The organism is Priestia filamentosa (assembly GCF_900177535.1).
In the GTDB taxonomy this organism is placed as follows: Bacteria; Bacillota; Bacilli; order Bacillales; family Bacillaceae_H; genus Bacillus_I; species Bacillus_I filamentosa.
In genome coordinates this window covers 813,810-835,043 of the sequence record NZ_FXAJ01000002.1, presented here as the reverse complement: position 1 = coordinate 835,043, position 21,234 = coordinate 813,810, and the positions used below count along the sequence as shown (strand labels likewise).

At 35.6% G+C, this 21,234-nt stretch carries 33 protein-coding genes, 1 other RNA gene and 1 pseudogene; 29 read left to right on the top strand and 6 right to left on the bottom strand.

The genetic code is table 11. From position 1 onward, the window contains the following. The first annotated feature begins 11 nt into the window (after positions 1-11). Positions 12-572: a hypothetical protein gene (locus tag B9N79_RS11295; protein WP_046217382.1), complete on the top strand. Its 561-nt coding sequence runs from the start codon at positions 12-14 to the stop codon at positions 570-572. A 72-nt stretch (positions 573-644) separates the two neighbouring features. On the opposite strand, the gene B9N79_RS11290 is transcribed toward B9N79_RS11295, so the two are convergent. Beyond that, the gene (locus B9N79_RS11290; RefSeq protein ID WP_046217381.1) at positions 645-1,316 is read right to left on the bottom strand and encodes a TVP38/TMEM64 family protein; all 672 of its coding nucleotides are present in this window, start codon (positions 1,314-1,316) and stop codon (positions 645-647) included. 727 nt (positions 1,317-2,043) lie between these two features. Between B9N79_RS11290 and B9N79_RS11285 the strand changes: the two genes are divergently transcribed. The 8 genes from B9N79_RS11285 (at position 2,044) to B9N79_RS11250 (ending at position 8,392) form a co-directional block, all read left to right on the top strand. After that, entirely contained in the window at positions 2,044-2,604 is a 561-nt protein-coding gene (locus tag B9N79_RS11285) for a peptidoglycan-binding domain-containing protein (protein ID WP_182928716.1), read from the top strand. Between the two features lie 337 nt (positions 2,605-2,941). Next, positions 2,942-3,685: an ABC transporter ATP-binding protein gene (locus B9N79_RS11280; protein WP_046217379.1), complete on the top strand. Its 744-nt coding sequence runs from the start codon at positions 2,942-2,944 to the stop codon at positions 3,683-3,685. After that, complete coding sequence (locus B9N79_RS11275) at positions 3,673-4,422, top strand: ABC transporter permease (protein ID WP_040057491.1); 750 nt, start codon at positions 3,673-3,675, stop codon at positions 4,420-4,422. Before B9N79_RS11280 ends, B9N79_RS11275 begins: the two co-directional genes overlap by 13 nt. 162 nt (positions 4,423-4,584) lie before the next feature. Next, positions 4,585-5,013 carry a MarR family winged helix-turn-helix transcriptional regulator gene (locus tag B9N79_RS11270; RefSeq protein ID WP_046217378.1) on the top strand — a complete coding sequence of 143 codons (429 nt, stop codon included), beginning with the start codon at positions 4,585-4,587 and terminating at the stop codon, positions 5,011-5,013. Continuing rightward, positions 4,997-5,335, top strand: a complete 339-nt coding sequence (locus tag B9N79_RS11265; RefSeq protein WP_046217377.1) for a DUF3147 family protein — start codon at positions 4,997-4,999, stop codon at positions 5,333-5,335. The genes B9N79_RS11270 and B9N79_RS11265 overlap by 17 nt, the downstream gene beginning before the upstream one ends. Before the next feature lie 655 nt (positions 5,336-5,990). Then, positions 5,991-7,160: an iron-containing alcohol dehydrogenase gene (locus tag B9N79_RS11260; RefSeq protein ID WP_046217376.1), complete on the top strand. Its 1,170-nt coding sequence runs from the start codon at positions 5,991-5,993 to the stop codon at positions 7,158-7,160. 255 nt (positions 7,161-7,415) lie between these two features. Continuing rightward, complete coding sequence (locus B9N79_RS26385) at positions 7,416-7,775, top strand: hypothetical protein (protein WP_205208649.1); 360 nt, start codon at positions 7,416-7,418, stop codon at positions 7,773-7,775. Between the two features lie 80 nt (positions 7,776-7,855). Further along, positions 7,856-8,392 carry a nitroreductase family protein gene (locus B9N79_RS11250; protein ID WP_019394193.1) on the top strand — a complete coding sequence of 179 codons (537 nt, stop codon included), beginning with the start codon at positions 7,856-7,858 and terminating at the stop codon, positions 8,390-8,392. Positions 8,393-8,593: 201 nt separating this feature from the next. On the opposite strand, the gene B9N79_RS11245 is transcribed toward B9N79_RS11250, so the two are convergent. Further along, on the bottom strand, positions 8,594-8,926 hold the full coding sequence (locus tag B9N79_RS11245) for a DUF2642 domain-containing protein (protein ID WP_019394194.1): 333 nt from the start codon (positions 8,924-8,926) through the stop codon (positions 8,594-8,596). A gap of 298 nt (positions 8,927-9,224) precedes the next feature. Here B9N79_RS11245 and B9N79_RS11240 point away from each other — a divergent pair. Continuing rightward, positions 9,225-9,437 (top strand): annotated as a pseudogene (locus B9N79_RS11240) (alcohol dehydrogenase); the annotation flags it as partial. A 76-nt stretch (positions 9,438-9,513) separates the two neighbouring features. On the opposite strand, the gene B9N79_RS11235 reads toward B9N79_RS11240, so the two are convergent. From B9N79_RS11235 to B9N79_RS11220, 4 genes are all read right to left on the bottom strand, one after another. Next, positions 9,514-10,707: a site-specific integrase gene (locus B9N79_RS11235; protein WP_085118399.1), complete on the bottom strand. Its 1,194-nt coding sequence runs from the start codon at positions 10,705-10,707 to the stop codon at positions 9,514-9,516. Positions 10,708-10,781: 74 nt separating this feature from the next. Beyond that, positions 10,782-11,549 (bottom strand): hypothetical protein, encoded by a 768-nt coding sequence (locus B9N79_RS11230; protein ID WP_085118396.1) that lies wholly within the window; start codon positions 11,547-11,549, stop codon positions 10,782-10,784. An 87-nt stretch (positions 11,550-11,636) separates the two neighbouring features. Then, positions 11,637-12,146, bottom strand: coding sequence for an ImmA/IrrE family metallo-endopeptidase (locus B9N79_RS11225; RefSeq protein WP_085118393.1), 510 nt, complete (start codon positions 12,144-12,146; stop codon positions 11,637-11,639). Positions 12,147-12,605: 459 nt separating this feature from the next. After that, positions 12,606-12,944, bottom strand: a complete 339-nt coding sequence (locus tag B9N79_RS11220; RefSeq protein ID WP_085118390.1) for a helix-turn-helix domain-containing protein — start codon at positions 12,942-12,944, stop codon at positions 12,606-12,608. A gap of 234 nt (positions 12,945-13,178) precedes the next feature. Here B9N79_RS11220 and B9N79_RS11215 point away from each other — a divergent pair, with 234 nt between their 5' ends. From B9N79_RS11215 to B9N79_RS11140, 19 genes are all read left to right on the top strand, one after another. Further along, positions 13,179-13,409: a helix-turn-helix domain-containing protein gene (locus tag B9N79_RS11215; protein ID WP_085118388.1), complete on the top strand. Its 231-nt coding sequence runs from the start codon at positions 13,179-13,181 to the stop codon at positions 13,407-13,409. Positions 13,410-13,420: 11 nt separating this feature from the next. Continuing rightward, on the top strand, positions 13,421-14,197 hold the full coding sequence (locus tag B9N79_RS11210) for a phage antirepressor (protein WP_085118386.1): 777 nt from the start codon (positions 13,421-13,423) through the stop codon (positions 14,195-14,197). A gap of 15 nt (positions 14,198-14,212) precedes the next feature. Next, a complete protein-coding gene (locus B9N79_RS26115) occupies positions 14,213-14,350 on the top strand; it encodes a hypothetical protein (RefSeq protein WP_167555118.1) in 138 nt (45 codons plus the stop codon). Then, positions 14,347-14,652, top strand: coding sequence for a helix-turn-helix domain-containing protein (locus tag B9N79_RS11205; RefSeq protein WP_085118384.1), 306 nt, complete (start codon positions 14,347-14,349; stop codon positions 14,650-14,652). Before B9N79_RS26115 ends, B9N79_RS11205 begins: the two co-directional genes overlap by 4 nt. Positions 14,653-14,755: 103 nt before the next feature. Beyond that, positions 14,756-15,268 carry a helix-turn-helix domain-containing protein gene (locus tag B9N79_RS11200; RefSeq protein ID WP_085118382.1) on the top strand — a complete coding sequence of 171 codons (513 nt, stop codon included), beginning with the start codon at positions 14,756-14,758 and terminating at the stop codon, positions 15,266-15,268. Next, positions 15,265-15,549: a hypothetical protein gene (locus B9N79_RS11195; protein WP_085118379.1), complete on the top strand. Its 285-nt coding sequence runs from the start codon at positions 15,265-15,267 to the stop codon at positions 15,547-15,549. The genes B9N79_RS11200 and B9N79_RS11195 overlap by 4 nt, the downstream gene beginning before the upstream one ends. 58 nt (positions 15,550-15,607) lie before the next feature. Continuing rightward, an RNA gene (locus B9N79_RS11190) (hammerhead ribozyme type II) lies at positions 15,608-15,673 on the top strand. Positions 15,674-15,685: 12 nt separating this feature from the next. After that, on the top strand, positions 15,686-15,847 hold the full coding sequence (locus tag B9N79_RS26110; protein ID WP_167555117.1) for a hypothetical protein: 162 nt from the start codon (positions 15,686-15,688) through the stop codon (positions 15,845-15,847). After that, positions 15,834-16,046 (top strand): YqaI family protein, encoded by a 213-nt coding sequence (locus B9N79_RS11180; protein ID WP_085118375.1) that lies wholly within the window; start codon positions 15,834-15,836, stop codon positions 16,044-16,046. The genes B9N79_RS26110 and B9N79_RS11180 overlap by 14 nt, the downstream gene beginning before the upstream one ends. Positions 16,047-16,141: 95 nt before the next feature. Next, complete coding sequence (locus B9N79_RS11175; protein ID WP_085118373.1) at positions 16,142-17,074, top strand: YqaJ viral recombinase family nuclease; 933 nt, start codon at positions 16,142-16,144, stop codon at positions 17,072-17,074. Positions 17,075-17,088: 14 nt separating this feature from the next. Then, on the top strand, positions 17,089-18,009 hold the full coding sequence (locus B9N79_RS11170; protein WP_085118370.1) for a recombinase RecT: 921 nt from the start codon (positions 17,089-17,091) through the stop codon (positions 18,007-18,009). 168 nt (positions 18,010-18,177) lie between these two features. Further along, on the top strand, positions 18,178-18,930 hold the full coding sequence (locus B9N79_RS11165) for a DnaD domain protein (protein ID WP_085118367.1): 753 nt from the start codon (positions 18,178-18,180) through the stop codon (positions 18,928-18,930). After that, on the top strand, positions 18,824-19,594 hold the full coding sequence (locus tag B9N79_RS11160) for a DnaA ATPase domain-containing protein (RefSeq protein WP_094041245.1): 771 nt from the start codon (positions 18,824-18,826) through the stop codon (positions 19,592-19,594). The genes B9N79_RS11165 and B9N79_RS11160 overlap by 107 nt, the downstream gene beginning before the upstream one ends. Before the next feature lie 13 nt (positions 19,595-19,607). Next, on the top strand, positions 19,608-19,802 hold the full coding sequence (locus tag B9N79_RS11155; RefSeq protein WP_085118362.1) for a hypothetical protein: 195 nt from the start codon (positions 19,608-19,610) through the stop codon (positions 19,800-19,802). Next, positions 19,802-19,978, top strand: coding sequence for a Fur-regulated basic protein FbpA (locus B9N79_RS11150; protein ID WP_139814836.1), 177 nt, complete (start codon positions 19,802-19,804; stop codon positions 19,976-19,978). The genes B9N79_RS11155 and B9N79_RS11150 overlap by 1 nt, the downstream gene beginning before the upstream one ends. Further along, positions 19,975-20,181, top strand: a complete 207-nt coding sequence (locus tag B9N79_RS25815) for a hypothetical protein (RefSeq protein ID WP_139814833.1) — start codon at positions 19,975-19,977, stop codon at positions 20,179-20,181. The genes B9N79_RS11150 and B9N79_RS25815 overlap by 4 nt, the downstream gene beginning before the upstream one ends. A 12-nt stretch (positions 20,182-20,193) precedes the next feature. Then, complete coding sequence (locus B9N79_RS26105) at positions 20,194-20,340, top strand: hypothetical protein (protein WP_167555111.1); 147 nt, start codon at positions 20,194-20,196, stop codon at positions 20,338-20,340. A gap of 38 nt (positions 20,341-20,378) precedes the next feature. Further along, on the top strand, positions 20,379-21,014 hold the full coding sequence (locus B9N79_RS11145) for a dUTP diphosphatase (protein ID WP_085118357.1): 636 nt from the start codon (positions 20,379-20,381) through the stop codon (positions 21,012-21,014). Next, positions 20,989-21,213, top strand: a complete 225-nt coding sequence (locus B9N79_RS11140) for a hypothetical protein (RefSeq protein ID WP_085118355.1) — start codon at positions 20,989-20,991, stop codon at positions 21,211-21,213. Before B9N79_RS11145 ends, B9N79_RS11140 begins: the two co-directional genes overlap by 26 nt. Positions 21,214-21,234: the final 21 nt, after the last annotated feature.

The following is a 21,234-nucleotide window of genomic DNA, read 5'->3' as shown; positions in this document are numbered from 1 at the left end:
GAGGTTCTTTTATGAATCGTGAGCAGCACTTAGAGAAAATCTATAGTAAAGGGCAAGAAATGTCTTCTTTATTCTCTTCTTATTGGGAAAAGTATACAGATTTTGGTGACTGGCATTTTTGGTTAGTTCTTGCTTCTTTAATTATTCCTCTTATTTTACTGTACTTTACGGTTGATCGAAAACGGATTTTTGAAGTATTTTTCTTCGGGTATACAGTACATATAATATGGACGTATACGGAGCTTGCGTTAACAAATAGCGGCTATGTTATTAGAGGTTATTATTTAACTCCTTTGTTACCTCGCTCTATAAATATTACGGCATCTGTTCTCCCGATAGGATTTTTACTTCTCTATCAGTATTGTACAAATCACAAGAAAAGCTTTATTCTCTATACATTGGTTTTAAGCGCTCTATTCGCATTTATTCTGGCTCCTATTGAAGGAGCACTTAACATAATTGAATTAAAAAAAGGAATTACACTTTTTCACTTTTATATCATAGATCTCGTTATCGTGTTTCTTGCTTATTGGTTCACGAAATTCATATTGAAGTTAAGACAGCGTGTTTAAAGGAGATGACAAAGTAACCATTTTAATAGTTGATAAAAATAAACCAAGGATGAGTTCGTATACATTCTTGGTTTATTTGATACGTTTATTTATCATTTTCATTATTCCTCTGTCTGTTCCCTTTGGTATTCTAAATAAATTTGGAAACTTTCGAAAGCTCATCGATAAAGTAACGGCAATATAGCCCACATATATACTTAATGACATTAGCTTGTTAGTAGGAAAATAAACACCTGCTGTTGTGATAACAAAAACTCTTGGAATTTGACCGACTAGTGAGGCAAGAAAAAAAACAGTCCATCGTACACTACTCAAACCACATAAACTACTTGTGAATAATGAAGGAAGAAGAGGGAGTATCCCTCCGAAAAACAGGATGGATGTAAAAGCATTTTTAGCAAAATAGTCTTCATATTTGCGTGTTGTAGGAGAATTCTTTACTTTTTTGCTTATCAAATCTCGAAAGCTGTATCTTGTAAGAAAGAAAACAGCCAAGACACCTATTATAACGCCTATTAACGAAATTAAAGTTCCTTTCAGAAGACCGAAGATGGCCCCCATAATACCAACAGCTAAAAAGAAAGGAATAATGGGAAAGTGAGAAACAATAGCTATAAATAAAATACTGAGGATTATAGACCTCATTGTGCCTTCTTTTATTATGTCTAACAAAGTATCCTTTTCTAACAACACTACTGTAATAGATAACATCAATCCGAAGAACCCTAATAATTTTTTATACATCTGTTTCACACCTAACAATACTTGTTATCTTCAAGTTAAATAAATGAAGATTTTCTTATGAATTTAAAATAATAAAGGAAGCTCTTTAAGACCAAAAACAATGACATTTGGACACTGCTCTAAAGAATTGTTTAGAGAGTAGATTAGGCATTCAACGCAGCAACGTACTAATCAACATAACCAACGATAATCAGCAGGACCAGCATTTAGCAGGTTCTCGAATAAAATCTGCCGTCATAAAGTTAACCTCTAGCTTATTGTTCTCTTTTTGATTAGGGGTATGCATTGCGTAACTTTTTCTAAAAAAGATAAATTTTAAATCAATGAGAGGGGTCGAAGTCACAAAGAAGTTATTTAAACAACGTCAGGAAAGAGCACTCTTATGGGAAATAACTTATAAAGGATAGGGAGAATATATTAGAGAATAACTTTCGGGGATCAAAAAATTTTAATTATTCTAAAAAATATGTTGTTTTATTTATGTGATGGTTGTAGTATAAACGTTGTAATTATTATATAAATTTCCTTTACTGGTTTTTAAATGAAGGATGTTTATAGTTAGGTTTATATATAGGTAAGTTAATTGACGAATGGTTCACTACTGGCAGGGGAAGAGTAGTTTGTTTAGCTGTTTTTTTATTGCGTTCTAAATAACTGATCAAGTTAATTTATTTAGAACACTAGAAAAAGGAATGGACCGTATTACTAGACATGGAGGTTAGTTATTATGAAGAAGAAATTGTTAGCTGTTATTCCAACTTTCATGCTTGTCACAACACCTTTAACAATGGGAGCATTGCCTAATCATGCAGTAGTTAAAGCTGAGTCTCAAAAGATTGCAACAAAAGCTGAAACACGACCGACTTTGCGTCTTGGTTCTCACTCTAGTTATGTACGAATCCTGCAACAAAGTCTTACAGATGTGAAGTATAATACAGGGATTGATGGAATTTTTGGCCCGAAAACTCAAAGTATAGTAAAACAGTTTCAAGCCGATCACAATCTATCTTCAGATGGAATTGTGGGCCCTGCAACATGGGCTGCTTTAGATCAGAATAAAGTGGAAAGACAGCAGTTTACCGTCGATGATGCCATTGCATTAGGGCAGAAGGAATTAGGGAGCAATATTGTATTTGGTGGTAATGGTAGACTACTAAAAGACTCTAAAAAGCAGTCTTATTACAGATTTAAAGCAGCCAATAAGGACTGGATAGATGAAGGTGGTACAGGTACAATTGGATGGTATCATATTTATAAAGATGGGCGTGTAGTTGAAGATTTATCCTAGTATTGCCTCTTTTGGACGCAAGAAATAATTGTTAGACATATGATGTTTAACAAAATAAATATGTAATAAAAACAGAAGCTAATTGTAAAAGAATAGAGAATGATTAAGAAAAAAGCAGAAAGAAAACATGCACAAGAGGCCTTAATGATAAAGGCCTCTTTTACATTTAGTTAACACTTAGCGACGGCAAAATTGTACTAGCATCTTTTTTAAAATGAACTTTCTTATATTTTGGCTTATCTATAAGGTGCAATAAATGATAAAATTTACTAGGATTCATACGAAAAGTAAAGTATGAAAAATATACATATAAAAAGAGAAGAAAGGTGTAAAACCCATGATTCAGTCACCTGTTATTGAATTTAAATCTGTTAGTAAACATTTTATCCAAAATGGGGAAAGGAAGCCTGTGCTTCATGGAATTTCTGGTACGATTCAGCGAAATTCTGTTGTCGTTTTTGTTGGTCCATCTGGATCAGGAAAAAGTACACTTCTTTCTCTTTGTAATCTGCTCATTTCTCCTAATGAAGGAGAAATTATTGTAGAAGGGAAGGAGGTGCGGGAGTGGAATATAAGTAAGTTGAGACAGCATGTAGGCATTGCATTTCAAAATGCGCCTGTTTTAGACGGTACTGTTGAGGATAATCTTTTGCTTACATATAAACTTCATAAGAAACAGACATACAGCGTTGAACAGCTGATAGCTTTTACAGGTCTTCCTAAAAACCTTTTACAACAAGATGCTAGAAGTCTATCCGGAGGGCAAAAGCAAAAGTTGTCGTTAGCACGAACGCTTGCTAATAATAGTTCAATCCTTCTTTTAGATGAAATCACAGCTGCTCTTGATCCTCTTTCCACACACGAAGTGGAGGATCTTGTGTTGCGTTTGAATAAAGAAGAGAACAAAACGGTTGTTTGGGTTACTCATGACCTTGCGCAAGCCAAAAGAGTAGGAGATTTAGTTTGGTTGATTGAAGATGGACGTTTAGTTGAAAGAGCTTCTGTTCAAGATTTTTTCGCCGCTCCTACACATGAACGAACAAAGCAATTTTTAATGGGAGAAGCAGCATGGACTTTATAGTACTTTTATTTACGATTGTTTTTGTATTTATTGCTCTGTTTCTATCAAAATCATTTAAAATCGGCATTGAAAAAGACATTATTATTGCGACAATTCGAGCAAGCATTCAGCTGCTTTTCATTGGGTATCTCCTAACATTCATTTTTAACTTAAATAATCCTTTTTTTACGATCATTATGATTTTGTGCATGATATTAGTAGCAGCTCAAAATGTAGTGAAAAAAAAGGAGAAGAAGCAAGGCGTGTTTTGGAAAGTTCTGCTTACACTTATTGTTGTAGAAGGCATAACACAAGGTTTGCTTCTTTTATTAGGCATTATTCCTCCCACACCAAAGTACATGATTCCAATCAGTGGAATGATTATCGGAAACTCTATGGTTCTTGCTAGTTTATTTCTAAATCGTCTATCTTCAGAAGTAGAAATTAGGAAAGAGGAAGTTTTGCTTATTTTATCGCTTGGCGGATCAACTAGACAAGCAATTTCTCATATTTTAAAAGCAAGTATGAAAGCAAGTATGATTCCAACCTTAGAAAGCCAAAAAACGATTGGCCTTGTTCAACTACCAGGCATGATGACAGGACAAATTCTTGCTGGAGCTGATCCTGTCCAAGCTGTCCGTTTTCAGTTGTTAATCGTATTTACGATGATGGCTTCTGCTACGCTGACATGCGTTATGCTTAGTTTTCTTATTTATCCAAGCTTATTTACTTCATATCAGCAATTAAAAGAGAAATAAAACTTTATATATTGCTATAGAAAAAACAGCCTCTTTGAAAAGGCTGTTTTTTCTATCTCATAAAGGAACATCATTTTATATTTTTAATAGTATTAAAAAGTATCTTTTAAAACGATTGTATCGTATGCTAAGATGTAAATAAAAAGGAGAAAAACTGAACTGATGACTATTGAAAAAGCTATCACTCATATAAATGAGAATTGGACAGATATTTATCATCATTTACACTATGTTCATCAAGAGAATATCTCCCATCAAGCAATACGTATTCTCCAACGTATCGAAAAGAAATCTAAAACAAAAATAGGGGATTTAGCTGCATACTTGCAGGTCTCTCATAATACCGCTTCTGAACATATTAAAAGACTTATTGCAAAAGAACTTGTTTCTAAACAAAGAAGTCCAAAAGATGAAAGACAAGTACTTGTCGTGTTAACAGAGAAAGGGACAAATATTCTACATAGACATACTCGATTAGATACAGAGAAATTAAAGAAACTATTAGAAAGTATGGAAGTGTCTGAAGTTAAAGCTATTGAAAAAGCTTTTTCGCTTCTTAGTGAGGAAGCGAAAAATGTTTTTAATTCTTAAAGTATTGGTATCAGCGCTCATTATTGGAATTGTCTCAGGAATTGCTCAACTTTCGCCTAAGTATGGCGGAATTATAGCGGCTTTGCCATTAGTAAGTTTACTAAGCTTAGTTTGGCTTTCTATTCAGGGAGAAACCACAACAGAACTCAGTAGATTTGCTTTAGGAGTCATTTGGGGTTTTCCAGCAACAGCCGTTCTTCTCATCATTGTAGCTATCTCACTCAAATCTTCTTTCCCTTTAATAGTATCCGTAATGTTGGGCATTGGAGGGTGGAGTGTTTTCTTACTTCTGCAGGAGATTGTTGTGAAGAAAATTTTTTAATTGAGAGATAATATAGAGGAAACAGGTAAATAGATAAAGTGATCACTCGATTGTGGGGCGGTTAATCGTTGAGCGTTGAAAAAGCCTCAAACTATTATAGAGCGCTACATGTCACCAGAAGAATAATAGGATTATGAAAGGTTCAACAAGCTTGGAATGAGTGAACGTGATTGTTATCGTAGAAAGTTAAAGCATTTTATAAGTTGGGGCTTTTACTCTTAATCTGAAGGTATTTTAAGAAGAACTATTAAAAGCAAAATAAACGGCAGAACGTTAGCAAAGTTTCATGTTCTGCCGTGATATTATGATATTTAGGTGGTATATCATATATAAAAATAATTATTTTGTTTACTAAGACAAAAGCCATTCAGAATAAGTTTTGAATGGCTTTTGCTATGATTCCTTTTTTATAGTTTCATTGACTCTCTAAAAAACCCCCTCCACTAACTATGAAATAAAAGCATTTCCTCCTATGTAATCCAAACGATTTACAAAGCCTTTTTTCGTCAAATGTACCAATTTTAAAGGTCTCCAAAGAGAAAACGAAAATTTCTTTTAATAGTAAGTTTTTAAAAAAATTCAGCGTTAAGTTAAGAAACAAAGTATAACTGAACTTAAATTTACGAGTGTCAAGTTACTATAGGGAGGAAGTATTATGACCATTTCTTATTTTCGAACAGCTCAAACTTTAATTACAGGAAGGGACTCTATCTCTAAAATAGGGGAAGAAGCTAAAAAGTTAGAATCAAAAAAAGCTATGATTATAACAGATAAGGTTATTCAACAGACTGGTCTCCTATCTAGAGTTATTTCCTCTTTAGAAGAGATTGATTTAGCTGTAGACACTATGGATGAAGTAATGCCTGAGCCTCCATTTGAGAACTTAGAACAAATGATGATTCAACTTGAAGAAAAAGAATATGACCTCCTTATTGGTGTAGGAGGAGGGAGCGTGCTTGATGCCACCAAAGTTCTTTCCATTATGTTAACTAATCAAGAGAATGTACGAGACTTGGTAGGAATTGAAAAGGTCCAAAATGCAGGAATTCCTACAATTCTAGTGCCTACTACTGCTGGAACAGGATCTGAAGTTACGTACAACGCTATTTTTACAGATGTACGGGATAAGGTGAAAAAAGGAATTGTTAGTCCTTATCTTCTTCCTAAAGTAGCAATTGTAGATCCATCATTAACGTTAACTGTTCCTCCATCAGTAACTGCAGCAACAGGGATGGATGCTCTTGTTCATGCTGTTGAATCTTATACAGCTATTCGCGCTGGAGAACTAACGGATGGAATCGCTTTACAAGCGATTAAACTAATTTCTCGTTCTTTACGCAAAGCAGTGTACAATGGGAAAGACGTACAGGCACGTGAAGATATGGCGATGGGTAGTTTGCTTGCAGGTATTTCACTAGGTAATGCAGGCGTTGGAGCAGTTCATGCACTTGCTTATCCACTTGGCGGGAAATTTAAAGTTCCTCATGGGGTCGCAAATTCTCTTCTTCTTCCTTTTGTAATGAAATATAATGTGGTGACCGATTTAGAAAAATTTGCAGAAGTTGCAAAAGCATTAGGGGAAAATATAGAAGGTCTTTCGTTGAGGGAAGCAGCTAATTGTACGGTTTACGCATTAACGCAATTAGCCCAAGATATAGAAATTCCGTCTAGTTTAAAAGATGTAGGGGTTACTGCGGAAGATATTCCAAACCTCGCAGAAGAAGCAAGTAAAATTGATCGTCTGCTCAACAATAATCCAAGATGGTTAACGGTTAAAGAAATTGAGAAGATTTATGAAGAAGCATATAGAGCAGATACAAGGTAAATGAATATAAGAAACTGCTGATAAAAAACTGCACCCCAATTGTTAGACAAAGCTAATAATTGGAGGTGCAGTTTTTTATCATGCATTGACAAGTAATAAAATCTAGCTTATGATTTATTTAATCTAATTGATAACAATTATCGTTACACAAAATAATTGTTATCAATTAGATGGACCTCCATATACAAAGAATAGAAATGGTGAACTGAAATGAGAACCATAACATTTAAGAGTTATACCCAGTATGAAGAATTTATGAAAAGAAAATTTGTTCATAAAGCGAAAAGAAAAGGGATAGAAGGAGAAGAACTAAACAACCATCTTGAAAACTATGAACACCACATACAAGAGGTTTGGATAGAAAATGAAGGTGATAAGGCTATTAAGGAACAGGGGTCTGTTACTATCTCTTTTCATCGAAAAAGAGGGAAACATAAACATGGAGGAAAGAAACATTTTCTAAAAGAAGAGAAGGGGAACCTTAACCACTCTATTCATGTGAGATTAGATGAAAATACGTATGAAGCTTTACTGAACTTTTGTTCAAAACATAAGATGGATATATCGCAAGCTATTCGCTTTTTTATAAAGAATAACACTGATAAAACCTCTTAAGTCTAAACATTGATTGTCCATTTTAGCTTTAAAAAATGTTACAGAGAAATGGTTATTACATAATACGAGGAGAGAACAATATGACTACATCAATAAGGGAAATTATTAAACAGAGACGAACAATTAGAAATTTTAATAATGAGGTTATCTCTTTAGATACCATAATTGAGATGCTAAGAGACGCAACATGGGCTCCAAATCATAAGTTACGTGAACCTTGGCGTTTTGTATTGTTTCATGGAGATGGCAAAGAAAAACTTAGGGATATTTTACTTCAATCATCCGATAATATTCCTTCTAAGAAAATAGAAAAGTTCACTCAAGCTCAGGCTAATATTGTGGTAATCATGCCTGAAAATACAGATCCTTTAAAACAAGAAGAAGACCTTAGCGCTGTAGCTGCTTTAATTCAGAATTTCCTTCTGTTAGCTTGGGAAAACAAAATCGGTGTTTTATGGAAAACTGGAAAATTAATTCACAATTCATCCTTCCAACAATCCGTAGGAGTAGGAGAAAACGAAAAGATTGTCGGTATATTAATGGTTGGTAAATTCGATAACGTTCCAGAGGCTCAGCCGCGTGAAGATATTGTAGAAAAAATAACGATTATTGATTAGTAGTAGAAGTACTATACTGTATTTTGATGGTTACCTTTTATAAGGGGAAGTAATATGAAGAAAGCGGAACCTTCTAAAAACCATACTAACTATCTACTTTTCATTTTTAAATAGAATGAAAAAGAGACAACAACCTTTTCTTGAAATGAGCAAAGGTAGTTGTTTTTTATGAAAAGAAGTCAAGATGTTATTATCAATTATTTATTTTCTGTAAGAAGCCAAAGGACCTTCAAAATAAATGATTTGTGAGATTCGGATATGGGTAGAACGGTCTTCCAGATTAATTTGAATATGATCTACAGCAACTCCAGCATTTATTCCTTCAATTCTACCTCCTGTTGTCATCACCGCAATTTTTTGACCTTGATGTCTACTTAGATGCTGCACAAATACAGGATCTAATCCTGTTACATATTGGTTAGGTTGCGGAACCCCTGCAATGGGATAAATAGGAGAATGAGAAGCAGGCATATGATTAACATATCCTGGTTGGTCAACAAGATTTTGATGATATTTATTTGCTTTTTTATTCAAAGTTAAAAACTCCCCCCTCTAAATAGTGACAATTTATATTATTTTTATGCCTAGAAAAGAGAATATAGTAGAGAAAAAACAATCTATCTATAAAATGAGCATCTTACTTTGAAAGAAACTTTATTAGATTTTCTCTCTAATAGCTTTCTGCAAAGAAAATAGAGAAAAAGAAGGTTCTTTTCCATAGATTTAAAATATTTGAGGAAAATCTCTTGCCTTAAAGTGTACTTTAAGGATTATGATAGTTTTGTAACCTTACAGCATAACAAATTATTGAGAAAGGATTGGGTTATTCCTTATGTGTAATCAACATACAAACACAACGCCAACACGTGTATTAAGTGTTGCAAATGCGAAAGCACCATTTGAAACAACAACAATAGAAAGAAGAGCATTACGTCCAGACGATGTGTTAATTGATATTAAGTTCAGTGGAATTTGTCACTCTGATATTCATAGTGCTTTTGATGAATGGGGAGGAGGCATGTTCCCAATGGTTCCTGAAAGGGAAGAAAACCTTGATATAACAAGGTTCGTAAGAGGTTTGATTGCAAAACGACCACATTCTGACCACATTTGGTTAAAAACTAGAGATTTTCCGAGAGGCCTTTCATTAATTCACCGAATTTCTGAGAGGTCTTTTCTTTTAAATCTTTTGTCATATGAGCATAGATGTTCATAGTTGTTTGTACATCACCATGGCCTAGTATTTCTTGTATTTCTTTTATCCCAGCTCCTGCTTCAATAAGAAGGGAAGTATGTGTATGACGTAAGCAGTGAGGCGTGATATCTTTTTCTAAAGATGTTTTCTTCAAAATTCGTTTCATCCGTTCACCAGCAAGTTTTACTGTTAACGGATGCCCACTTAACTTAGCAAATACAAAGTCTTCATTTACATAATCGGTACCTGACATTAACTTATATTGAGATTGTTGTACTCTATGCTTCTTTAGGATAGCCTGAATAGATTCGTCAATAAAAATAGTCCGAATAGATTTATTTGTTTTAGGCGTGAGTAATTGATATTTCGTTTCATGATTTGTTGGATTAAACAACGTTTTTGTAATACTAATTGTACCTTCCTCAAAATTGATATCTGTCCACTTTAAAGCCAAACTTTCTCCAATCCGCATTCCTGTATAGGAAAGGGTAGAAAATAATTGATAATCCAAGTATAAACCTTCTGTTTTAGCCATTTTGAGAAACTCCATTAATTCTTCTTTCTCAAGAAACCGAATTTTTGACTCTTTACTTTCTATTTCCTCTACAGTCACTTGTTTTTTAGGTAACTTAGCAAAATCAGTAGGGCTTTGGTGGATAAGTTCCAATTCTAAAGCACGTTTAAAAATCATATTTGCAGTCGTATGAAGACTGGATATTGAATTGAGAGAATAACCTTTTTTATAAAAATCGTTCAACATTTGCTGATACATAGGACGCTTAATATTTTTAAGTTTCATATCTCCAAAATAATGAAGTAGATGATTAATTAAATTTCTACGTGATTTGATAGTGCTAACTTTTACGGTCTTTTTATACATTTCTAACCAGTCTGCTAATACATCTTTAAACAAAACGTCATTTGATTCGAGTTTCAAGCCTTTATAAATCTGATCCTTTAATTTGTGATAAGCGACTTCTGCTTCGGATTTAGTTGTAAAGCCACGTCTTGAAGTTTGCTTTCGTTTTCCTGTGACTGGGTCTATCCCTACATCCATAGTAAAACCCCAAGTGTAACCTTTTTTAGCTGTTTTAGATTTGATTTTTCGAAAATACGCCAATATATGCTCCTCCTTTACAAACCTACGTTCGGTTTAATTTTATAAGAAAAGCCCCCGAAAGGGCAAATCATAATTTATTCAAATTTTACAGCCATTGCCTGAATCTCAGCATGATCTACATCTTCGACTCTGTCAGAAGGGAATGACGGAACCCCTAATTGAAAGCTAGTTTTATCCTTAGCTTGGAGACTTATTTGATGATCAGTGCCAGGGAAGATAGCACCGATGAATTTATTGTTCTTATCATATAACCCAGCAGCTGCCTCTACCGTAGGTGCTTCTTGATCAATACTGTTTTTTAAATATCCTGTAACGTGTATATCTCCACCCCAGTCATCAGTCTTTACTACCTTTACATTTTCAGCTTTCAAAGTGTTAAGACCAAAATCAATAGGTTCAGGAGATACTTCAACTTCAATATCTTCAACATCTTTAAATGTTTCTCCAACATCCTCAGAGATAGCTAGATACGCAGTTTCTCCTGGAGCAATCATTGAAGGGGCAATACTAGTAATTAGTGTTTGACTTGCAGAAGTGCTTTGTAGTATTCCACCATCTTTATCTAAATAGGTAAGTTTGGTATTTCTTACATCTACGGATGTTTTACCTGTGTTTTTTAAAGCTGCATAAGCTACAATTTGCGGAATGTCGCCAATGGCTTCGTTTTCCCAAGTATAGAAAACTTTATCTGTAACTTTGACAGATACTTCTTGTTGACTTACTGGTTTTGTATCAGGGCTACTCGTTTCTGAGCTTTCAGAAGAACTTTTCTCGGAGTTTCCACAAGCAGCTAATCCTAGAGTTAAAGCTAATGCTAATGATGTAATTCCTAACTTTTTCAACGTAAATTCCCCCTGAGTATAAGATTTTTGGAAGTTTAATATTAAAATAGAACTACAGGACTAATTTACCAACAAAAGGGTAAAAAATTAACAGCGGGACAGCGCTGGTACTAATTGATGGAATATGTAACCTCTTTTATAGGGTTTTCTTTTCTGCAAAGAAATCATACGATCCTTGCAAACGTCAATAGAAACATTAAATAACTCGGAAGTATGATACATATCATCTTCTTTGAGGTAGGATAACATGTGGTAGGGGAGAGAAGCATACTTAACAAAATTCTCCGCTTGATTCTCTTGAAGCTCACGTAAAAGAATAGGCATGTCTGGTTGTCTTCCAGAATGAATTAAGAGATGACACAATTCATGGAAGAATCTCTCCTTTTGCTTTTGTGGCGTTTCTTCTTCACGCAAAAAAATAACAAACTGTCCGTTTACTTCAGCTGAATAAATTTGACCAGCACGAATGAATAAGTCTACTTGAAAGCACTTGGCAATATTTTCAATTATTAAGTCTTCAGGCGTAAGAATCTGCCTCTTAATATATTCATTAGAAATCCATTCCTCTAGATGAGTTGGTACGTACTGATAATCCATAATATAAATGCGCCCCCTTGATAAATACGTTGTAAGGTAAAGAAGTAAGTTAACCTTTTGTGCAAAAAAAGTACTTACTTCTCCCTTAACCTCTCTATGAAAACCTAAACTATAAATTTCGAAATTTTCTATATGTTTTCTTCGAAACCTTATTATATCAGGTTTTTTCTTGTTCTAAAGGAAAACACTTTAGAATGATGAAGGAATGAACCAAGAATGAACAAGTAATGAACGGACAAATCTTGTATCCCTTGTGGCTCTAAGGTTTAACCACTTGTATTTTTTTACAGTAATGAACAAGTAATAAACCAAGAATGAACAAGTAATGAACTTATATTAATAACGTCATTAATAACGTCAATAACGTATTAAGAAGAAGATAAGGAATAGCCTTAAGCAAATGTATAAAAAACGAGAATCCATTTCGATACTTTTGCTTAACGCTGTTTTTTAAAAAAATTATTTCTTCTTTCTCTTCTTAGCAAGTAAGTATTCCATATATTCAGTGAGTTCTTCTTCAATATCCTCTAAATCTTCTTTAGAAATACCATCCATATCGTAGAACCAGAGACCTTGTACATCTGGCTTTTCCTTAGAAGGTGTCTCTCTACCTAACAAATAATCAGTCGAAACTTCATAGAGTTCTGCAAGCTTTTTTAGGTTTTCTGTATCAGGATCTCTGTAGTCACGTTCGTAGTTAGAAAGCACAGTATTAGTAATCCCTAGCTTTTCAGCAACAAATTTCTGAGACCACTTACGTTTTTCCCTTTCTTCTTTTAGGCGCTTACCTAAAGTCATCATAAGTATCACCTACCGTTTCATTTTTCCAATGTTTATGTAAAGTCGTGAATGTTTGTGTACATTCGTGTAAGGCAGTGTATTACACGAGATATATAATAGATTATCAATATTTCACGCTATGTTAAATAAATTCCACTAAAAGTTAAATAAAGTTGTTGACTTTCACTTAACGTGGAGTTAAACTAAGTTTAAGAAGTTCACTTAACGTGGAATTTAGAGGAGGTGAAAGATATGAAGTTACACGAAAAGATTAGACTTTTAAGGAAGTCTAAAGGCGTTTCTCAAACATTCATCGCTGAGAAGATTGATATGACAACATCGGGGTACAGTATGAAAGAATCTGGAAAAAGACCTATCACTACAAATGAATTAGAAATAATAGCAAAGGCATTAGAGGTTCCAGCAACAGTTTTTTTTGAAGAAGAATTCCACGTAAAGTTGAATAAAAAGAGTTTAGCTTAGGAAGTTATAACGTGGACAAGTTAACTAAATGGTTTCAGTATCAAAACCATCAAATCAGAACGGTTGTTAAGGATAACGAACCGTGGTTCATTGCTAAAGATGTTTGTGAAGTGCTAGAAATCAGTAAGTACCGAGATGCAATATCTCGCTTAGATCTTGATGAAAGGGAGTCGGTAGTAGTGGACACCCTTGGTGGTCAACAAGAAATGACAGCTATTAATGAATCCGGTCTTTATTGTCTAATCCTCACGAGTCGTAAACAACAAGCAAAACAATTCAAACGTTGGGTTACACAAGAAGTTATTCCTTCAATTCGTAAACATGGTGCTTATATGACACCAGAAACCATTGAACGAGCATTACTTAATCCAGATACCATTATCAATCTTGCAACTCAATTAAAAGATGAGCAGCAGAAACGTATGGAAGCTGAACGGTTAATTGATGAACAAAAACCTAAAGTGGTTTATGCAGAAGCTGTAACGGTATCAGAAGACACGGTTTTAGTTAAGGATTTGGCGATCACGCTAAAACAACAGGGTCTTGATATCGGAGCTAACAGATTGTTCAGCTGGTTACGTGTTAACGGCTACCTTTGCAAACAAAAGGGCGATATGTGGAATATGCCTACTCAAAAATCTTTAGATCTTGGTGTCATTGTCATCAAACATGGAATACGCACGGGTTCAAATGGCGAAATGAAGAAAACGAGAACACCTAAAATCACAGGTAAAGGTCAAGTCTATTTTATTAATAAACTCATTAAACAGTTTTCAAAACCAGCTTAATAGGGGGTTCCATATATGTCCATGTCAGAATTTTTAAAAATGGCTTTCTTGATAGTTCCAGCATTCTGGTTCAGCGTTGGTCTAATCATTTACATCTTCATAGAAGAAAAGGAACGCTTCACAAATTGGCGTAAAGGAGGCGCTCATAAATGAGTTTTGAAGAATCAATTCGAGAAATCTTTCAACAAGAGTTAGAAAAGTTCAAACAAAGTGTAACTCCATCACCTACAGAAAATGAGTGGTTAAGTGAATACCCAAGTATGTTAACCACTGCCCACGTAAGAGAGATTCTAGGAATCAAGCAAACAAAGATGTCAGAATTGATGAATCGTTCAGATTTCCCGGTATTCAAGTTAGCTGGAACGAGAATTCCTAAACATAAATTTATTATTTGGATCGAGAACAATACACGTTGGATTGAAGATAACACTCATTCCAATCGCAAAATTATTTAATAGCTCTTAATTATAGGGTAACATGCGAAACCGCCATCAATAAACCAGTGTTTTATGGCTGTTCAAACAGAAAAATACAATTTAATAGGACAGGAGAATCAGTATGAAACGTAAAGCAGACTTAAAAGGAGCAATTAAGGAAAAAGGATTCACTCAAATGGAATTTGGGGAGGAGGTTGGCTATGATCAATCAACTATTTCTAAGTGGATAAACGGAACTCGCCCAGTAGGAAAGGATGCAAAGCCAATACTTGCAAGAGGGATTGATAGTTTCAAATATTATGTAGCAACGTTCAGAGAAACAACCGGTATTAATTTAGTTCCTTTCATGGATGGTAAGCGCGTCAAACGTGATGTGGCATCGCTCAGGATGCTTGTAGAAAAAGAACGTCGTGAAGCAATGGAGTTCTGGGATAAAGACTTCTGGCACGTACCAGCTGAATTTGCAAACGAAACGGAAAGGGAAGAGGCAAGGCGTTTTGTAAAAGAATACGCTGAAAAAATAGCCGCGGAATATAACTTACTTGCAGCGTTTTGTGATCAGTATGGATTTTCTTTGAAAGAAGTGGACCAACAAATGGAGTTGTCATTCAAATCAAGGGGGCTTGTTCAATGAGGAACAGCGAGCGCATGGAAAAGATTCATGAAACTGCTCAACAATTAAAAGAACTTGCGGAAGATTTATGGATACTTACTCAAACAAACGAGGGAGAACTTGAACATGAGGCTTATCAAATTGTCTGTCTTGCTCAACATCTTCAAACACTTAGTGCACCAACAGAAGCACACAAACTAGCAATGAAATTACAAGCGCAAGGGTTTGATGTAGATATCGTCTCTCGATACCCACTTAAGCAAAATAAAAACAGCAAGCTATCGGAAGTAGCTTACTGCTGAAAGGTTGAAACATATATTGGAATGCTTAAATTATACCACGAAAACCCTTATAAAACAAGGTCGAAACTGGGGGGTTCCCCAGTCTGTCAGGGTTCGTCGCCTGGCACTGATGAGACAGACGAAGGAGGTTAAACAATTGAATAACGTAAAAGCGTCGGAGTTGTCATCTTTCTTTCTGGAATTTGAGATTCGAATGATTTTGCAAGGACGTTTCAATGTCGCTCAGTTTGCTCGTAAAAAGCAACAGCATTTTTGGAAATTACATGCGAGAGGAGGAAAAGTAAATGGAGCATCCTGAAATCACTCAAATCAATAGGACAGGCTATCCAAACATGGTAGAACAATCAGAACATGCAGGTGTTGATTACTTCGGAACAGAGCTTTTAGCTGGTGATGACATTGTAGAAGATCCAGCGACTGGTGAAGTGGTATTAAAAGAAGACTTGGAGAAGTATCTCAAAGAAGTTTATGAATTTAAGTTTTCGGAGGCAGAATAAAAGCCCGTAGCGGTAACTACGAGCTCAGGTTCATACGAAATGTTAAGTTGTTTTTATTTTAGCGTATGGACCTCTAAAAATCAAGGAGGTAGGCCATGGAATCAACTGTTTTGGTTTCTACACAAGATATGAGCCGTGAAGAATGGCTTGAACAACGTAAAAAGGGCATTGGTGGCTCAGATGCAGCTGCCATTGCAGGGTTAAGTAAATGGAAATCACCTGTAGCGGTCTATCTTGAAAAAATCGGTGAGGCACCAGATGAAGATATTAATAGTGAGGCTGCTTATTTCGGAACACAGCTAGAGGACTTTGTAGCAAAAGAGTTTTCTAAGCGTACAGGCCTTAAGGTAAGACGCAAAAATGCAATGCTACAGCATCCAAAACATCCTTTTATCCTAGCAAACGTAGATCGCCTGATTATTGGCGAAAGAATTGGCCTGGAGTGTAAAACAGCTTCTGAATACCTCAAGGGTGAATGGGAAGAAGATGAAGTACCAGCTGCTTATCTTATTCAATGTCAACATTATATGGCGGTGACAGGATATGAAGCTTGGTGGATTGCTGTTCTTATTGGGGGAAACAAATTCGTTTATAAAAAAGTTGATCGTGATGAGGAGTTAATTGAACAACTCATAGACATTGAGGTTAGCTTCTGGAATGACCATGTACTCATGAAAGAGCCGCCTTTATTCGATGGTTCAGACGCTTCAACGGATTTGTTAAGCCATATGTATCCTCAAGGTATAGACGAGGAAATTGAGCTTCCTGATACGGTTGATAGCTTGCTAGAAGAGTATGAAGAAGCTAGACAGTCCAGGGCAGAAGCAAACACTAAAGTTAAAGAAATTGAGAATCGTTTAAAAGCCATGCTAGGGGAAAATGAGCGGGGCGTAACAAAAAATCATATGGTCATATGGAAAACCATTCAGTCCAATCGGTTCGATGCTAAGTCTTTTGAAAAAGACCATCCAGATTTGTTTGGAAAATATACAAAAACAAGTTCACACCGTCGATTCGGTTTTAAATAAGGAGGATTTTATAAATGGCTACAAACACGACAATTAAAAATCAATTAGCAAAGAAAAAAACTGGGGTTGCAAAGCAACAAAACAGCTTCCAAGGGCAACTGAACGATATGTTCAAAGACCAATTCAAAGCTATTAAATCAATTGCTCCAAAACACGTTACACCTGAACGTCTAGTGCGTATCGGACTTAATGCCGTAAGTCGTAACCCTAAGTTAATGGAATGTACGCCAGAAACGATTGTGGGGGCTGTAGTGAATTGCTCAGTACTTGGTGTTGAACCAAACCTTCTAGGTCACGCTTATATCGTTCCATTCTTTAACGGAAAAACAAAAAAGATGGAAGCACAATTTCAGCTTGGATATCGCGGTTTGATTGACTTAGCAAGACGTACAGGGGAAATCACAAGTGTTTATGCTCATGAAGTATATGAAGGTGATGAATTTGATTACAGCTATGGCTTAGAAAAGGATTTAAAACATAAACCTTGTGGTGAAGATGATGAAGACAAAATCACTCATTTCTATGCGGTGTACAAATTAAAAGATGGTGCTTATGACTTTGTAGTAATGAGTCGCAAACAAGTAGAAAGCCATCGTGATCGTTTTACAAAAAGCCAAAAGAACGGAAATGTATTTGGTCCGTGGAAAGACCATTTTACAGAAATGGCGAAGAAAACAGCTCTTATTAAGCTCTTAAAAACAGCTCCTATCTCAATTGAGCAGCAAGAAACAAAAACGGTTATGGAAGGTCTAAATCAAGATAACTCTATCAGTCAGGTAAAAGAAGGACAGTTCGGTGAATCCTTTATTGATGCAGAGTACAAGCTTGAAGACGATGAGCCAGTAAGTGAACTAGAAGCTCCTATTTCAAAAGAAAAACCAAGCGCTTTTGATGGTGTCGAAATCCAAGATGATGACCTACCGTTTAACAAATGATGCAATATGAAGTTTCTTTTCCAAGTTGTTATAAGTGGATGTCTTCAGATGCAGAACAATATGAGCAATACATCAAGGCATTTCTAGCAAAATATCATCCTAATCTTGAGTTGGTCAGTATCACAAAACATCACGCTATTTGTATAAAAAAGTAGGAGGAGACGGGGCATGAACAATTTAACATCGGGGTACGTCATCAAGCCCCGGTTATCCTTTTCAAATCGATTTGATAAAGCTTTGTACGGGTTGTTTGTAGATGAAGCGAACTTTGCTACTACAGATTATTGCGAACGGGGCCAGCAACGATATGTGGTGAAGGATCTAGCCAAAGAAATGAAAGTAACAGCTAATATTATCACAAATTCTATTAAACGTTTGGAGAGTCAGGACCTTATTCAGAAGGAAACGCTCAAACAAAACAGAGGCATTCTTATTACAGTCAAAAATTATGACGAATACCAAAAGCTTACAACATATCAAAAGCCTAAAGAGAGCCAAACAGAAGCGCCACAGCTCCCAGTTAAGAGTGAAGAAAATACTCATGATTTTTACCAGCAACAGATAGGGATTTTAGCCCCCATGATTGCTGAAAATATTAATCAATGGATAGATGACTTTGACGGAAATCAGGAAGTTATCATTGCTGCTATGAAAGTAGCTGTGGAGCATAACGCAAGGAATTGGAAATACATCGAAGCTATCTTAAAGGATTGGCACGGAAAAAATGCTCGAACAATGGACGATATTCGAGCTCTGGAATTAGAGAAAAGGAGGAAGAAACGAAATGGCCAAAGCAAGGGGAAAGTTCAACACTATGGAAGAAGTGCTCAACGATCTACGCAGGAAAGCGAACGAAAACAAAGTGACTTCCACAAACCAGTCGAGCACAACATCGACGACAGCATCAATGAACTCTTATAAATGTGAAGTTTGTAAAGATAAAGGGCTAGTGTTCATTAATAACGATACTGCTAAGATATGCAGCTGCAGAGAGCAAAGAAAGATTGATCGGTTATTTAAAACTTCTCATATTACAGAAGAGTTTACGAAGTTAGGGTTTAAGAATTTCAGCTTAGAAGGTAAGCACTCTTCAGTAGTACATGCTCAGAGAACGTCGTTAGCTTATGTAAAGCGTTATGGTGAACTAAAGGAGTCACGGGAGAACAGCATTGCTCTACTAGGGAATCCAGGAGCAGGGAAGACACACTTACTCACAGCCATATCGAACAATTTGCTACAGAAGAAGGTACCCGTTCTATACTTTCCATTCCGTGAAGGCTTTGATGCTTTCAAAGATGATTTTGACTCTATGGAAGGCAAAATTGAGCAAATGAAACAAGTAGAGGTTCTTTTTATCGATGACCTGTTTAAAAGAAGTGCTACGGAGTTTGAAGTAAAGACCATGTATTCAGTCATCAACTATCGTTATCTCAATCATAAACCACTCTTAATCTCATCTGAATGTCTTATCGATGACTTACTAGACATTGATGAAGCGTTAGGATCTCGAATTTATCAAATGTGTAAATCGTATCTAGTTGAAATTGTAGGGAGTCGTCGCGAATTAAATCATCGCTTATCGTAAAGGGGAGAATGCAATGTGTCATTTATGTAATGGAGTCGGAGCTGTTCATCACGGTCATATAGGGGTATATGAATTTGCTGCTTGCCCAAATTGCACGCAGTTAGGTTCAAATGACAGACATTATCTAAACATCGATTTACATTTGCAACAGAAAAGATTACAAGGCCTTATGGCTATTTGGGAACTGGAGGATAAACAGTGCGGTTAATGAAAAGCGTGGAAGAACGAAAGGACCATTTAATCAATCGTCTTATTTATAAATTCGGCTACACAAAATGCTTAGATGGGTGCCAATTATACGAGTTAACACTAACGGAGCTTGAACACATTCACATTCGTAAAATGTCTGAGCAAGGCCAGCAGATGAATGTGACGTACAAGTGAAAAAACATATAATCGAGCCGTTACCCAACTACGAATCTACATACTATTATTTTTGCACGGCTTGTAGACATAAGGAAACATACTCAAAACCAGTTATTAAACTATCATGCTGCGGAGCTTACATGGATCATATCGAAGTGGAAGGAAAACGGAAGCCAGTTGTTAAACGGAAAGAGCAGTATGAACAGTTGACACTTATATAAGGAGTGGTGAGGGTGGAGAGTTTTGAAATGAAATATTCAAAAGGTGAGATGTTGATTATCACAGGTTTGGCAGCATTGGTTGAGGAGGATGGAAAAACACCGCGTGAAGCTTTGCTAATTGCTCAAGGGCTTGGTCAGGATACATTCTTTGCATTATAAGAAATTGCCTCAGAAGCTAAAAAGGGGGAGAACGTTAAATGAACCTGGAGAGATTGTTTAAAATTCAAAAGGTATTAGATGAAAAAATCCTAGATAAGCACCCAGAATTAAAAGGTCAAAATAATTTAGAATGGAAGTTGCTTGCTTTACAAGTTGAACTAGGTGAATGCGCCAATGAGCATAGAGGCTTTAAGAAATGGAGTAATGATCAGGAACCGAGAGTTAAAGAGAAATGTCCAATATGCAAAGGGAAAGGATTTATTGACTTCTTTGACGCATTTGAATCTCAGTATGAGACAGAGTCTTGCAATGATTGCGAAGAAACTGGTTTTGTAAAAGATAAAAATTCACTTCTTGAAGAGTACGTTGACTGCTTACATTTTATCTTGTCAATTGGATTGGAGCTATCTATAGCAGGGAATGTTGTACGAAATGAACGTTTTAATAAAAATAGAAATGTAATTCAACAATTCACCAGCGTGTTTGTATCCATTTCCGATTTACTAGGCAACATTTGGTTAGATAGACCAGCGGGTATTGTAGATCAGTATCATGATATGTTTACCCAATTTATCCTTTTAGGAGAAAAGCTTGGCTTCACATGGAAACGAATTGAACAAGCCTATTTAGATAAGAATAAAGTAAATCATGAAAGACAAGATACTGGATATTAAGGGAGTGGATAACGTGAAAATGGTAAGGGAAATGTTAGAAAATCAAAAAGAGCTCATAAAACAGGAGATTGAGGATAAAGAAATCCATATAAAACAATTAATTAAATCTATTGAAGATGAAAAAGAGGCACTTGAAACCTTAAAAACAAGGGAGAAAGAACTAACTACAGCTATCAAGGTATTGGAGGAAGCAGAATGAATTTATCTTGTGTGACTGGCA